At 39.7% G+C, this 14,348-nt stretch carries 10 protein-coding genes and 2 tRNA genes; 9 read left to right on the plus strand and 3 right to left on the minus strand.

Annotated features, from left to right (window positions below):
• Positions 1-8: 8 nt before the first annotated feature.
• Positions 9-1,115 carry a murein transglycosylase A gene (gene mltA / locus GM698_RS09115; protein ID WP_209289314.1) on the minus strand — a complete coding sequence of 369 codons (1,107 nt, stop codon included), beginning with the start codon at positions 1,113-1,115 and terminating at the stop codon, positions 9-11.
• Positions 1,116-1,326: 211 nt separating this feature from the next.
• On the opposite strand from mltA, the gene GM698_RS09120 reads away from it, so the two are divergent.
• The 3 genes from GM698_RS09120 (at position 1,327) to GM698_RS09130 (ending at position 3,414) form a co-directional block, all read left to right on the plus strand.
• A tRNA-Met gene (locus tag GM698_RS09120) sits at positions 1,327-1,403 on the plus strand.
• A gap of 165 nt (positions 1,404-1,568) precedes the next feature.
• Complete coding sequence (gene xseA / locus GM698_RS09125; protein ID WP_209289801.1) at positions 1,569-3,029, plus strand: exodeoxyribonuclease VII large subunit; 1,461 nt, start codon at positions 1,569-1,571, stop codon at positions 3,027-3,029.
• Positions 3,030-3,328: 299 nt separating this feature from the next.
• Positions 3,329-3,414: transfer RNA gene (locus tag GM698_RS09130), tRNA-Leu, on the plus strand.
• Between the two features lie 86 nt (positions 3,415-3,500).
• On the opposite strand, the gene GM698_RS09135 is transcribed toward GM698_RS09130, so the two are convergent.
• Positions 3,501-4,358: a DUF2877 domain-containing protein gene (locus GM698_RS09135; protein WP_209289315.1), complete on the minus strand. Its 858-nt coding sequence runs from the start codon at positions 4,356-4,358 to the stop codon at positions 3,501-3,503.
• 98 nt (positions 4,359-4,456) lie between these two features.
• Between GM698_RS09135 and allB the strand changes: the two genes are divergently transcribed.
• Positions 4,457-5,863, plus strand: coding sequence for an allantoinase AllB (gene allB, locus GM698_RS09140; RefSeq protein ID WP_176808674.1), 1,407 nt, complete (start codon positions 4,457-4,459; stop codon positions 5,861-5,863).
• 95 nt (positions 5,864-5,958) lie between these two features.
• Positions 5,959-7,287: an NCS1 family transporter gene (locus GM698_RS09145; protein WP_176808673.1), complete on the plus strand. Its 1,329-nt coding sequence runs from the start codon at positions 5,959-5,961 to the stop codon at positions 7,285-7,287.
• 102 nt (positions 7,288-7,389) lie between these two features.
• Here GM698_RS09145 and GM698_RS09150 read toward each other — a convergent pair whose 3' ends face one another.
• The gene (locus tag GM698_RS09150) at positions 7,390-8,244 is read right to left on the minus strand and encodes an alpha/beta hydrolase (protein ID WP_176810142.1); all 855 of its coding nucleotides are present in this window, start codon (positions 8,242-8,244) and stop codon (positions 7,390-7,392) included.
• Between the two features lie 74 nt (positions 8,245-8,318).
• Here GM698_RS09150 and allE point away from each other — a divergent pair, with 74 nt between their 5' ends.
• From allE to arcC, 4 genes are all read left to right on the plus strand, one after another.
• Positions 8,319-9,104 carry a (S)-ureidoglycine aminohydrolase gene (allE, locus tag GM698_RS09155; protein ID WP_209289316.1) on the plus strand — a complete coding sequence of 262 codons (786 nt, stop codon included), beginning with the start codon at positions 8,319-8,321 and terminating at the stop codon, positions 9,102-9,104.
• A gap of 21 nt (positions 9,105-9,125) precedes the next feature.
• Positions 9,126-10,178, plus strand: a complete 1,053-nt coding sequence (gene allD / locus GM698_RS09160; protein WP_176808670.1) for an ureidoglycolate dehydrogenase — start codon at positions 9,126-9,128, stop codon at positions 10,176-10,178.
• Between the two features lie 81 nt (positions 10,179-10,259).
• Positions 10,260-13,259: a DUF1116 domain-containing protein gene (gene fdrA, locus GM698_RS09165; protein ID WP_209289317.1), complete on the plus strand. Its 3,000-nt coding sequence runs from the start codon at positions 10,260-10,262 to the stop codon at positions 13,257-13,259.
• 141 nt (positions 13,260-13,400) lie between these two features.
• Positions 13,401-14,333 (plus strand): carbamate kinase, encoded by a 933-nt coding sequence (gene arcC, locus GM698_RS09170; protein WP_209289318.1) that lies wholly within the window; start codon positions 13,401-13,403, stop codon positions 14,331-14,333.
• Positions 14,334-14,348 lie beyond the last annotated feature (15 nt).

Below are 14,348 nucleotides of genomic sequence, written 5' to 3' on the forward strand. Positions count from 1 at the left end.
TTCTTAGATTAATTTAACACCCAAACACGACCATAGTGCTTCATTAAGCCTGCAACGTGTCCTGCTTTATCACCCACACCTTGATATAGATCGAAGTGATGTCCTTTTACCGCACCGCCTACATCAAGTGCAACCATTAAACGCATTTCATGTTTACCAGTCCAATTACCATTGTTATCAATAAGTGGCATTTCTACCAATAATACACTGCCAGTAGGCACGATGCTACGATCGGATGCTACAGAAGCTAGCGGTACTAACGGCACGCCTGCTGAGCCTTTTACTTTACCATTAGGATCGTTTTGGAAAAAAACATAAGATGGGTTACGTTCTAACAAGCCTTGAACACGACTAGGATTGCGAGTTCCCCATTCACGAATAGCTTGAACTGACATCTTTTCTTTTGCAATTTCACCATCTTCAACTAATAAACGTCCAACGCTGGCATATTTAAAGCCATTTTGTCCTGCATAAGCAAGGTAATTCAAATGACCATCGCCAAAATCAATATAACCACTACCTTGCACGCCTAATAAGAAATTGTCTAACATTGAATCACTATAAGCTAATTCCAAACCTTTCCCCCGTAATGCACCAGCATAAATTTCCGCACGAGAAAAGCGTTTGTTTATTGGCATTGCATAAATTGGGTGCTGATATTGCCCTTGAGGCATACGACGAGCTTTAATCACAGGGGAGTAATAGCCCGTCATTAAAACATTCTGATAACCGTCTTCGCCCCGCATTAAACGGGTGCTGATGCCATATTTGGCAAGATCATTAATATTTGCACCTGATGAAATCCAGCGATTAATCTTGCCATACGCCAAAGCGTGAGTATTCGCTAGGCGACTATAAGTTAAAACATTGGAGAGCTGCTGTAAAAAATCTTTCTGATTAACTGGAGAGGCATTTAAACTTAAACGACCACTTTGAAAATGTATGCCATAAGAGATAAATTGGCGACCATTATATTTTGCACCAAATTTTGCTTTATCGACGTACGAAGTGGTGGCTTGCTCTTTTTTGACTGAAGACGAACAGCCCACTAAAATTGTTGCTATAATCGCAACGCTAGTAGCAGTGATTGATTTTTTATATGCTTTCCAATTCATTGAAAATCCTTTTATTGTTAATAAAATCTGAAAAATTATTTTGGAGAATAGCAAAAATACTATTAAAAATAAAACAATAATATATTCTGCTTGATTTTGAATCGATAAATGGATTTTTATACTATTTTTGTTGTAAATTACATCATTCAGTGCGGTTTTTTATGATTTTACTTGTCAATATGCCAGATTGATATATTATAGCGACATCTGACGCGGGGTGGAGCAGCTTGGTAGCTCGTCGGGCTCATAACCCGAAGGTCGTTGGTTCAAATCCAGCCCCCGCAACCAAATTTAAACCCTCGATTATATCGAGGGTTTTTCTTTATTTGCTTTCCTAAAAGCGAATTTGCAAAAAAATGTGTAAAAATGACCGCTTGCATTGACTGCACACTTCCTCTCTTTCTGATTTCTCGCTACACTAAACCAACCTTTCCTCATTTACTTGTGATGATTATGAGCAATATCTTAACTGTTACGCAACTTAACTATTCTGTCCGACATTTACTTGAAATGGAATTAAGCCAAGTTTGGCTAACAGGCGAAATTTCTAATTTTAGCCAGCCAGTATCTGGGCATTGGTATCTCACGCTAAAAGATGACAAGGCACAAGTTCGAGCGGCTATGTTTAAAATGAAAAATATTAAAGTGAATTTTCGTCCGCAAAATGGTATGCAAGTTCTGGTTAGAGCAAGTGTCACACTCTATGAGCCAAGAGGTGATTACCAACTTATCATTGAAAATATGCAGCCAGCTGGAGAGGGTTTATTGCAACAGCAATTTGAACAGCTCAAAAACAAATTAGCAGATCAAGGTCTATTTGCTCAAGAACATAAAAAGTACATTCCACAATGTGTAAAAAAAGTAGGGATAATTACTTCATCAACAGGTGCGGCATTGCAAGATATCCTACATATTTTACAACGCCGAGATCCGAGTTTGTCAGTCGTGATTTACCCTACCTTAGTGCAAGGTAAGGAAGCTGCTCAAGACATTGTAAATATGATTAAATTAGCAAATCAGCGTAATGAATGCGATGTGTTGATTATTGGACGGGGCGGTGGTTCGTTAGAAGATTTATGGTGTTTTAATGAAGAAGAAGTGGCTTATGCGATTTATCATTCCAATATTCCAATTATTAGTGCGGTAGGACACGAAACTGATGTTACGATTGCCGATTTTGTTGCAGATTTAAGAGCGCCAACGCCTTCAGCAGCAGCGGAATTAGTTAGCCGTGATCAAAAAGAGCTACAACGCCAGCTACAGCATCAGCTTGATAAAGTAAGCTTAGCCTTTGACAGATGCTGGACTGCAAAAATGGCCCATTTCCAACAACTTCATCTACGTTTAAACGCTCAGCATCCAATTAAACTTATTGAAATACGACAACAAAAGTTTGATTATATGGAATACAGACTTGAGCAAGCGGTTTATAAATTACTTTCAGAGAAAATACAACAAATCAAAGATCTTGATTTGAGTTTGAAAAATCAACATCCCAAAAAGCAAATTGAGAGACAAAGCCTGCGATTAGCACAAATTCAACAAACACTTCACTGGCAGATAACACAGCAATTAAGTAAAAAACAGCAACAGTGGAAAACAGTCACTCAATGTTTGGAACGAAATCCACTACCTTATCAAATTAATCAGCAGCAAATGTTGTTGGCAAAATTTTCTCAACGCTTAAATTACACAATCGAAAAAATGATACTAAAAGAGAATCAGTATTTTCAGGAACTTTGTACAAAATTAGACGGACTAAGCCCATTAAAAATTCTAACCAGAGGTTACTCAATTACCCAAACAGAAGAGGGGAAAATGCTTGTTTCAAGCAATGATGTTAAGTATGGGGAAATGATCATCACACAACTAAAAACAGGAAAAATAAGAAGTCAAGTAGTGGGTTTTTTGTAGGGGAATTTTTGAACGCCTCTGATTTGAAAAATTAAATATATGAAAATCAGTAGGTTAAATGTTTATAAGCAGGCTTTTTCACTTACTTATCCACAGAACGTGTGCATAACTATTTTTGTAAAGATGAATCGAATGCTGGTTTTTAAATCAACCGATTTTTAAGACGTTTTTAACACTTGCGAAAGCGGTCATATTTTTCTATAATTCGGCAGAAATTTAAACCAGAGCTAGAAAAATAGTGAATGGTTCTAATCTGTACTCTTTACATTAAGAGTAATCAAATCAAAAACACACTCTCAGCCTGAGTGACGAAATTGGTAGACGTAGCGGATTCAAAATCCGCCGGTGAATAACCGTGTCGGTTCGAGTCCGACCTCAGGCACCATTTAACTAAAGTTAGCTCAACGAAGTTAAACAAAAAGATTTGAAAGCCTGTAAATTAACGTTTACAGGCTTTTTGCTATCTTGCAATTAACAATATTCGTTTTCATTCAATAGCAGAATATAACCATAATAAATACCAAAAAGCGTATCTATTCCTGAAGAATGTCCGATATTTTCAAATAGTTTACTAAGTTTTTCTATCTCTGCATTTTGTTTATTAATATTTTTAAAGAAAGCTAGCACAGGTAAAGAAAATTGTTGTTGTAATGCACATTCTAAAAATCGGCTACTGATGAGATTGGTGTTAGTCAAATTTTGTTTAATTTGCTGAGAAAGTCTTTGGTAAAAATGGGACTGTGTTGCATTAGAATGTTGGAGTGTTGCAAGCAAACCACAGAGAAAATCATCGCCACTTGGTGTAAGCCCTATTCCTAAGCCAATTAATTTACTCAACATATTACAGGCGTTTTCCTCATCATTCATATAATAAAAGTGTTTAGCTTTAATTAAATATTGCTTGAAAGCAGATAATATTAAGTCATCATTTTGCTTGTGAAAGAGTAGATTCAATCCTTTTTTATCTGACTGCTGTAAGATTTTTTTAGATAGTGAGGCATAACGGCTCAGTTGGTGGGTTAAAGAGGATGTACAAGCGGTCAATTTTGTACAAAAAGTTGTACAATCTTGATAATTAAAATGAAACGGATAAGTTCGATGAGGTTGTAATCTGAGTTGTTGAAATTGAGCGCGTGTTGTGATTAAGCTAATTGGCGATAGATGGCTTTCTTTAGGTTGTAGTGAGAAAAGTTGATTATTTATCAATAGGTTAATTGTGTTGTTGTAAATAGAATGAATGGTTGCTACACAGTTGCAACCTATAGACAGTTGAGCATATTGGCTGATTTTTAACAGGGAAATATGTATTGTTTGCTCTTTTTCAGTCATATTGTAAAATACCTATTGCTTTTTAATCGCTATTGATTAGTATAATGCTTCCTATTTTCCTTTCAAACCGTTAAAAGTCAATAAAAAGAAGGTTTATTATGTATGATTTAATTATTAAAAACGGTCAGTTAGTTACGCCTGATAGAATTTATTTTGCAACTATTGCGGTAAAGGAAGGCAAATTTGCTGGTTTTTTAGCACCAGAGGTCGAAGTTCAAGCAAAAGAAGTGGTTGATGCAAAAGGCAATTTGGTTTATCCAGGGATTATTGATTGCCACGCTCATCTAAACGAGCCAGGTTTTGATTACCGTGAAGACTTTGAAACAGGCTCCCGTGCTGCAGTGGCTGCAGGTTGTACAACCTTAATTGATATGCCACTTAATAATGATCCTTCTTTAATTAACAAAGACGTTTTTAAACTTAAACACGACAATGTGAGTAAGCATTCCTTTATTGATTTTGCTCTTTGGGGCGGAATTGTGGGTGATTATGATGATAGCCCGAACTCCATTAAAAGTAATTCCGCTGATCTTGTTGAGCTTGAAGCTTGTGGCGTAGCTGCTTTTAAAGGATTTACCTGCCCGAATGGGGATTTATTTCCAACGGTTAATTTAGGGAACGTACGTAAAGCGTTAGAAATCTTAAAGCCGTTTAATGCGTTATCGGGCTTTCACTGTGAAGAATATGGCCAAGTAAAAGAGCGTGTGAAAGAGGCGAAAGCGAAAACTGGCTTAACCAATCAAGAAAAAATCCGTGAATTTTTAGATGCTCACGATGTGTGGGTGGAATATGTGGCGACAAAAAATATTATTGATATGTCTCGAGCAACAGGTGGTCGTGTGCATATTTGCCACGTGACACACCCTATGGTGGCTCAGCTCGTTAAAGATGCCATTTATGAAGGTCTGCCAGTTTCCGGCGAAACTTGTCCACATTACTTAGGTTTTACCGAAGATTTTGTATTTGAAAAAGGGGGGCCTGCCAAATGTACGCCGCCGCTTCGTAAAAAAGAGGATATGGAAAAACTTTGGGATTATGTGATTGATGGTACGCTTTCTTGCGTGGGTAGCGATCACTCTCCAGCAGCCGATGAAGAAAAAAATAATGAAACTCACGATATTTGGGAGGCTTGGGGTGGTTTAAATGGTATTCAGTTTTTCCTGCCGATGATGTTTGATATGGTCGTGCATCAACGTAAACTCAGTCCAAGTTTAATTGCCAAAGTAATGGGTGTGAATCCAGCAAAACTATTTGGTTTATATGGTCGTAAAGGGGCGTTTGAAATTGGTTTTGATGCGGATATTGTGATTGTTGATCCAGAAAAACCGTGGAAAGTAGAACAAGAAAAACTCTTTACCAAGGGGCACGTTACCTGCTTCAACGGCTTAGAGGGCAAAGGTGCGGCAACGCATACTTTCATTCGTGGTCGTTTAGTTGCGGAAAACGGTATGTACAAACAAGATGCGATGGGCTATGGAGAGTTTATTCGCCCAGTCAAACGCTAGAATTTAAGTGCGGTCAATTTTTCAAAAATATCTGAAAAAATGACCGCACTTTTATTATCATAAAAATAAAACAATGTTATTACAGGAGAGACACAATGTCTGAAAATACCAACTTACAACCAATTCTGGCAAATAAGCGGATTATGGATTTACTTTCTTATCTCTTTCTTTGGCTAGGGGGCTGTGTATCTATTGGCACCTTTGCCCTCGGTTCAGGACAATTAGAGAAAGGGCTGAACTTAACCCAAGCTTTTGTTGCAATGCTAATTGGTTCATTGTTGTTGATTATTTGTTTATGTTTAAACGACCAAATGAGCTATAAAAGCGGTGTACCTTATGCGGTACAACTGAAAAGTGCATTCGGTACGAAGGGGGCTATTTTACCAGCAATGTTGCGTGGCTTGCCTGCGATTGTATGGTACGGCGTGCAAAGCTGGTTAGGCGGTTCGGCAATCAACCAAATTTCTATTTTATTAGTTGGTTATGACAATATCGTGCTTTACTTCTTGCTATTCCAAGCACTGCAAATTTGGATTTCTACCACTGGCTTCCACGGCTTGAAATGGTTGGAAAACATTGGTGCTGTAGTGATTATTGCCTCTCTTGCTTATATGTTTTACGTTTGTATGACCAAATTCGGTGGGCGTATTGAAGAAAACCTTATTAATAAAGAAGGTACATGGGGCTTGCCGTTTGTGAGTGCGATTGTGGCATTCTTTGGTGTGAATGTGTTGGTAATGCTGAACGTGGGTGACTATGTACGCGAATTAAAACCAGGCTATTCCACGACTAAACGTGGCGTGGTTTATTTTTTAGCAATGGTACCTGCTACTGTATTTATGGGTGTGATTGGTTTGATGATTTCATCTGCAACTGGTTTAGGCAATCCAATCAATGCGTTCGCACAAGCGGCGGATAATAAATTCTTAGTGGTTATTACGTTAGTATTTATCTTATTCGCTCAAATGACGACCAACCTGGCAAGTAACGTAGTGCCACCAGCCTATGCGTTAATGGATGCGTTCAAAATCAAACATAAAACTTCGGTAATCATCATCGGTTTAGTTGCGATTGCCACCTGTCCGTGGTTAATTACCTCAGATTCTTCATCAAGAGGTGTAGATATTTTCGTTTTAACCTACACCGTATTCTTTGGTCCGATTTTCTCCGTCTTATTGGTGGATTACTACATTCTCCATAAAGGCAAGATTAATGTTGCCGAGCTTTATGATGAAAATGGTAACCGCAAAGGCGTGAACTGGGCTGCAATCATTGCTATTTCTGTTGGGGCATTAATTGGTTTATTTAATGCGGATATATCATTCCTAACGGCTACCATTCCAACTGCCTTAGTTTATTACTTTGCGATGAAATATATGGCATCAAGTGCACGTTTCAGAAAAGGCACAATTTTGGAAAAATAATAACAACCCCATACGAGCCGTATGGGGTTCAATAAGCTGAGCACACGCTGTGACTTTGTAAAATCCCAGAGGGACTTATTATGTAACCTAGCACTTCTTGTGCTAGGTGCTTTGAATAAATTTTATCGTCGCTTGAATCAATTCCTCTGTATCTTTCGATTGTTCATCTCGGTCGAAATCGTGTAATTCGGCGGCGATGACAAATTTGGTTGGGTTGAATTTTTCGCACAGGGCTTGAAACTCTGCAAACGGCACATCAGGGTCGTTTGTGGCGTGAGCAGCGAAAATCGGTAGATTTAATTCTGCCAAACGTAAGCTGTAATCGAGGTAGAAAAATTTATCTCTGCCCTGATAAATTAATGATTTCCACTTGCCAGTTTGGCGAGCGTGAACATAACAACTGAAATGTGTGTTTAAATCAGCTTCTTGGCTTGGAGTGGCTATTAGTGATTGAACGGTATTTTCAATGACTAATGGTAATTTTAAATAGTGTGGGCTTGGGCTATCAAACCAACCATCTTTCAAAAAGCCATAACCATAATAAGAGATAACACCTTGTGGCTTTTCAATTTCTATTTGCTGGCTAAGTCTGACAGCAGTCAGTAATGCAAGATAAGCTCCAGCAGAACGCCCGAATAAAAAATAAGGGAGTTCTAGGTGTAGTTGGTTCTGTAAATGTTTTATAGATTGTTGAATGGAGCTTATAATTTCCTCAATCTGAGCCTGTGGTGCAAGCGGGTAATTTATTGCAAAAATTTGCAAACCAGCTTGAGTAAATGTTTCAAGATGTCGTTGAGGCAAATCCTCTTTTGTACCATAAAGTAGGCCGCCGCCGTGTAGATAAATAAGATTCGCTTTAGGTGCGATATTATCATCTAGATAATGGGTTGCTTCAATTACAAGAGCTGTGTCTTGGACTTGAACCGTATTTAATGTGATTTGTGTTGCTTTTAGCATAATGAACCTCTATTTTTGTATTATTATAGTACAAAATAATTCAACTTAACTTATATAAAAAGAAGGAGAATATTATGGGATATTTGAATGGTCAAACAGGTTATCGACAAGGATTACTTGAAACACGTTCGGTAATTCGTAAGCATAATTTTGTGATTTTGGAAACAGATGGTTTAGTGAGAAATAGTATTCCAAATTACCATAACTGCGATATTAGTATTTTATCCTCTCCTGCACTCGGTGCATCTTTTGTTGATTATATTGCTACAGTTCACCCGAATGGTGGCTGCACACAATTAGGTGGTAACGGTATTGAGGTTTTTGTTTATTTGATTAGCGGGCAGCTCGCTGTTAACAATGGTGATACTGATGTGGTTCTAGAAAGCGGTGGTTATATCTTTTCGCCTGCCGATCAAGTGCTGAGTTTTATCAATAAATCGGAACACGCTACTAAAATCTATATTCACCGTCGCCGTTATACCGCGTTAGAAGGTCACCAGGCAATCACTTATGTAGGTAATGTGAATGAAATCGACTATGTTGAATATGAAGGAATGAAAACCTGTTTAATTAAAGATTTACTTCCTTCTGCAACTGATTTTGGCTTTGATATGAATATGCACATTTTGTTATTTAAGCCTGGTGCGTCGCATGGTTATATTGAAACGCACTTCCAAGAACACGGAATGCTGTTTCTTTCAGGTAAAGGAATGTACCGTTTAGATGATGAATGGATTCCTGTGAAAAAAGATGATTATGTTTTTATGGATTCCTACTGCCCACAAGCCTGTTATGCGGTAGGTGATGAGGATTTTGTCTATATCTACTCGAAAGAGTGTAACCGTGATGTAGAACTTTAATTTAACGTTGAGGAATTGACAATGAAACTATCAAGAGAAGAATTAAAAGGCTTAATGAAAGCTAAATTAATGAAAGCGGGTTTAAACGATCAGCACGCAGATATTACAGCAGAAATTCTGACGTGGTCTGATGAACGTGGCTACCACTCTCACGGTGCCGTTCGTATGGAGTATTATTGCGAGCGTATTTTTAAAGGTGGCATCACACATAATCCTAAATTTGAATGGAAAGAAACAGGGCCTGCCTCAGCGATTTTTGAAGGCGATAACGGCTGTGGTTATGTCGCTGCAACCTTTGCGATGGAAAAAGCGATTGAAATGGCGAAAAAATCGGGCATTGCAATTGTAGGTATCCGTAACATTTCTCATAGTGGTGCGATAGGATATTACACAGAAATGGCAGCGAAAGAAGGCTTGTTATCTATTTCATTTTGTCAATCAGATCCTATGGCGGTGCCTTATGGCGGTTCTGAACCTTATTACGGCACAAACCCAATTTCTTTTGCAGCACCTGCAGATGAAGGCAGAAATGTCGTGTTTGATATGGCAACGACCGTTCAAGCTTGGGGTAAAATTTTAGATAAGCGTTCTCGTGGCGAATCTATTCCACCAGATTGGGCAGTTGATGTTGATGGCAATCCTGTAACCGATCCGAACAAAGTGAATGCTCTAGTACCAATTTCTGGAGCGAAAGGTTATGGTTTAATGATGATGGTAGATATTTTCTCAGGTATTTTATTAGGGGTACCATTTGGCAAACACGTTTCTTCAATGTACCACGATTTATCGGAAGGTCGTCGTTTAGGTCAAATGCATATTGTGATTGATCCTGCTCGTTTCTGTGGTGCAGAACAATTCCGTGAAAATATGGCACAATCAATTAATGAGCTAAATGAAATGTCTCCAGCACCAGGTAACGATAAGGTGTATTACCCAGGGCAACGTGCTGAAATGCGTCGTGATAAATACGCTGCAACAGGTGGTATTGAAATTGTGGATAAAGTCTATGAATACTTAATCAGTGACGATATTCATTTTGACCGCTACGATCATAAAAACCGTTTTGCGGACTAATCTTATCATATAGCCATAGTGTGGCTGAATTCAAAGAACCCTATACAGCTTGTATAGGGTTATAAAATTAGGAAGAATAATATGTTAAAAACAGTAGTAAAAAAAGGCAGCTACCAAGACTCGGTAGTGTTAATGTTGCTCACTAATGCCATTTCAGGCTTAGAAGGGGTAAATAAAGTATCTGTAATGATGGCAACCCCAGCCAACAAAGATATTTTTGCTCAAAGTGGTTTAGACACCGCGGAATTATTAGAAGCGACTGCCAACGATATGGTGGTGGTCGCAGATGTTGATCAAGAAGATGTGATCAATGTGGTAATGGAAAAAGTTGAAGCATTTTTAAAACAGAAATCTCAAGCAAGCTCGGCTCAAAGCGGTACGGAAGTGGTGAAATCTTGGAATAAAGCGACCGCTTCTCTGCCAGATGCAAACTTGGCAGTGATTTCAATTCCTGGTGCTTATGCTGCATTGGAAGCGAACCGTGCGTTGGATGAGGGATTAAACGTTTTTATGTTCAGCGATAACGTAAGTGTGGAAGATGAGAAAGCGTTAAAAGAAAAAGCTCATAGCAAAGGTTTAGTGGTAATGGGGCCAGATTGTGGAACAGGCATTATCCAAGGTGTACCGATTGCATTTACTAACAGCGTAACGCCAGGCTCAATCGGTATTATTGGTGCGTCTGGTACAGGTATCCAAGAATTAACCACGATTATCGACCGCTTAGGCGAAGGCGTGGAAAATGCGATTGGTACGGGGGGGCGTGATTTATACGAAGACATCGGTGGTATCACAATGTTAGATGCCATTGAAGCGATGGAACAAAACGACAAAGTGAAAGTGCTGATCGTGATCTCCAAACCACCAGCAAAAGCGGTACGTGAGAAAATCTCTGCTCGCTTAAGCCGTTATAGCAAGCCTGTTATTACCTTATTTTTGGGCGAAAAACCAACATTCCACGAAGAAGATTTCTATCACGCTTACACCCTAGATGAAGCGGCTCGTTTAGCGGTGGCATTAGTGCGTCAAGAGCCAATTCCAACATTTGCAAAAAATTCGACAAATTCGACCGCTTGCGGTAAAACCTTAAAAGCCTACTATTCGGGCGGCACACTGGCTGGCGAAGCGGCAATGTTGCTGAAAGATGCGTTACGCATTGAAGGTAGCGGCTCAAAAGCCGATGGGTTTATGTTCAAACAAGATGGACACATCGTGGTGGATTTAGGCGATGATATTTATACTCAAGGCAAACCGCACCCGATGATTGACCCCGCCAAGCGTATTGAATCTATGCGTGATGCGGTTGATGATGCGACTACTGGCGTGATTTTATTCGACATTGTGTTAGGCTACGGCTCGCACGAAGATATGGCAACAGCCTTAATTCCGACCATTCAAGAACTGCAACAAAAAGCCAAAGCTAAAAGCCGTGATGTTGCTTTTGTGGCAACCGTATGCGGTACTCGCAGCGATTACCAAGGCTATGATGAAACCGTGCGTAAATTGGTAGAAGCAGGCGTTGAAGTATGCGAAACCAATAAAGCTGCAGTAGAAAAATCATTAGATTTATTAGGTTTACAATTTGATGAACCAACCAAACCAATCCAGCTGAAAACCGTAGTGCAAGGCGAAAATAGCCCAGCTTCTGAGCAGTTATTACGCTTATTATCTGAAAAACCTAAAATCATTAATATTGGTTTGAAAAGTTTTGCAGATGTAGCAGAAAAATTTGGTTGCCAAGTAGTGCAATTTAACTGGCAACCTCCAGCAGGTGGTAATATTCAGTTGATCAAAGCACTGAATTTCTTAAACGAATATGAAGCGGTGGATATTGATGAGGCAAATCGTAAAGTGATTGCTAAGGTTGTGGCAGCCACACCAATTATTCGTGATAACGTGTTGGCAAAAACGGTGATCAAAGAGCTAAACGATGGCAAAGTGATCTTACACGCTGGTCCACCAATTCAATACAAAGATATGCCGAACACGGTGCAAGGTTCTTGCGTTGGGGCAGTATTATTTGAAAAATGGGCGACAGATGAAGCCTCGGCTCGTGCTTTATTAGAAAACGGCGACATTACATTTTTGCCGTGCCACCATGTGAATGCGGTGGGTCCGATGGGCGGAATCACGACAGCAAATATGCCTGTTTGGGTAGTAGAAAATGCTACAGATGGCAATTTCGCTTACTGTACAATGAATGAAGGTATCGGTAAGGTATTGCGTTTTGGTGCGTATTCAGATGAAGTGGTGAAACGTTTAGAATGGATGCGTGATGTATTAGGTCCAACACTTGGCAAGGCAATCCGTTCAATGGAAAACGGTTTGGCAGTCAATCCACTGGTGGCGAAAGCGATTGCGATGGGGGATGAGTTCCACCAAAGAAATATTGCAGCCTCAATGTCTTTCTTCAAAGAAGTGGCTCCACGCATTACTGCAATGAGTGATTTGGCAGAAAATGATAAATACGATGTGATTAAATTTTTAGCGGATACCGATCAATTCTTCTTAAACATTATGATGGCAAGCTGTAAAGCGATTATGGACGGGGCGAGAACCATTACAGAGGGTACGGTTGTGACTGCAATGTGTCGCAATGGGGTGCATTTTGGTATTCGTATTGCGGGTATGGGCGATGAATGGTTTGTAGGTCCAGTCAATACACCACAAGGCTTGTATTTTACTGGCTATGACGGCGAAGATGCTTGCCCTGACATTGGCGACTCAGCAATTACCGAAACCCTTGGTGTAGGTGGCTTAGCGATGATTGCAGCACCAGCGGTAACTCGTTTTGTGGGAGCGGGTGGTTATGAAGATGCTCTTCGCACTAGCAATGATATGATGGAAATTTGTATCGATCGTAACCCGAACTATGTGGTGCCAAACTGGAATTTCCAAGGGGCTTGCTTAGGTGTTGATGCTTGTTTAGTGGTAGAAAAAGGCATTACGCCAGTTATCAATACGGGTATCGCTCATAAAGTGGCAGGTTTTGGGCAGATTGGTGCTGGTACCGTTCGCCCACCGCTTGCCTGCTTTGAAAAAGCTGTGCTTGCGTATGCGAGAAAGTTAGGGTTTAACGAGTAAAATCCTGCATTAACCTAGCCAAGGCGTGCTAGGTTGAATAAACTAAGTCCTAGGGCTTTATGAGCCACGGCGTGGTTGAAATAATAGAACCCCATACGGCTCGTATGGGGTTGTAGTTCGGATAATTTTTAAGGATAGATAATGTCAAAACAAACCATCGTTTTAGCTTTGGGCGGCAATGCTCTTGGCAATAATTTAACAGAACAGCGTGACGCGGTTGCAAAAACAGGGAAAGTGATTGTGGATATTTTGCAACAAGGTAAAAATATCGTTATTACTCACGGAAATGGACCGCAAGTGGGAATGATCCAACGAGCAATGGACGATTTTGCTAAAACTTCAGGCGATGAAATTCCATTACCAACTTGTGTAGCAATGAGTCAGGGCTATATCGGGATTGATTTGCAAAATGCGATTAAATATGAACTGGTTGCTCGTGGCATTCAGAATAAAGTGAGTACAATTTTATCGCAAATTGCAGTTGATCCGAAAGATCCTGCATTCCAAAATCCAGATAAGCCGATTGGTAGATTCTTAACTAAAGAAGAAGCCGAAGAATTAGAGACAAAAGGTATTTGTACAATGGAAGATGCAGGACGTGGTTATCGTATTGTTGTGCCTTCTCCTAAACCACTACGGATTTGTGAATTAGAAACGATTAAAACGCTAGTAGAAGCAGGGCATATTGTTATTGCGTGTGGCGGTGGTGGTATTCCTGTTATTGATGATGAGCAAGGGCGTTTAGTCTGTGTAGATGCGGTTATTGATAAAGATAATGCCAGTTCGTTATTAGCTGAAAAGCTCAATGCAGACTATTTAGTTATCTTAACAGCAGTAGAAAAGGTTGCCATTAACTGGGGTAAGCCTAACCAAGAGTGGCTTTCTGAATTAAGCACAGAACAGGCTCGCCAATATATTGCCGAAGAGCAATTTGCAAAAGGATCAATGCTGCCGAAAGTAGAGGCTGCGTTAAAATTTGCAGAAAGTGGTGAGGCACGTAGAGCATTAATCACCTTGCTAGATAAGGCTGCAGAAGGCATTGCAGGCGAAACAGGTACGGTAATTTATTCGTAAAATATCTAGCACAAG

It is taken from the genome of Mannheimia sp. ZY171111 (assembly GCF_017750945.1).
Lineage (GTDB): Bacteria > Pseudomonadota > Gammaproteobacteria > Enterobacterales > Pasteurellaceae > Mannheimia > Mannheimia pernigra.

Bases quoted from the DNA above. Each gene is read 5' to 3' on its own strand.
- mltA (WP_209289314.1), bottom strand. From the start codon at position 1,115: ATGAATTGGAAAGCATATAAAAAATCAATCACTGCTACTAGCGTTGCG.
- xseA (WP_209289801.1), top strand. From the start codon at position 1,569: ATGAGCAATATCTTAACTGTTACGCAACTTAACTATTCTGTCCGACAT.
- GM698_RS09135 (WP_209289315.1), bottom strand. From the start codon at position 4,358: ATGACTGAAAAAGAGCAAACAATACATATTTCCCTGTTAAAAATCAGC.
- allB (WP_176808674.1), top strand. From the start codon at position 4,457: ATGTATGATTTAATTATTAAAAACGGTCAGTTAGTTACGCCTGATAGA.
- GM698_RS09145 (WP_176808673.1), top strand. From the start codon at position 5,959: ATGTCTGAAAATACCAACTTACAACCAATTCTGGCAAATAAGCGGATT.
- GM698_RS09150 (WP_176810142.1), bottom strand. From the start codon at position 8,244: ATGCTAAAAGCAACACAAATCACATTAAATACGGTTCAAGTCCAAGAC.
- allE (WP_209289316.1), top strand. From the start codon at position 8,319: ATGGGATATTTGAATGGTCAAACAGGTTATCGACAAGGATTACTTGAA.
- allD (WP_176808670.1), top strand. From the start codon at position 9,126: ATGAAACTATCAAGAGAAGAATTAAAAGGCTTAATGAAAGCTAAATTA.
- fdrA (WP_209289317.1), top strand. From the start codon at position 10,260: ATGTTAAAAACAGTAGTAAAAAAAGGCAGCTACCAAGACTCGGTAGTG.
- arcC (WP_209289318.1), top strand. From the start codon at position 13,401: ATGTCAAAACAAACCATCGTTTTAGCTTTGGGCGGCAATGCTCTTGGC.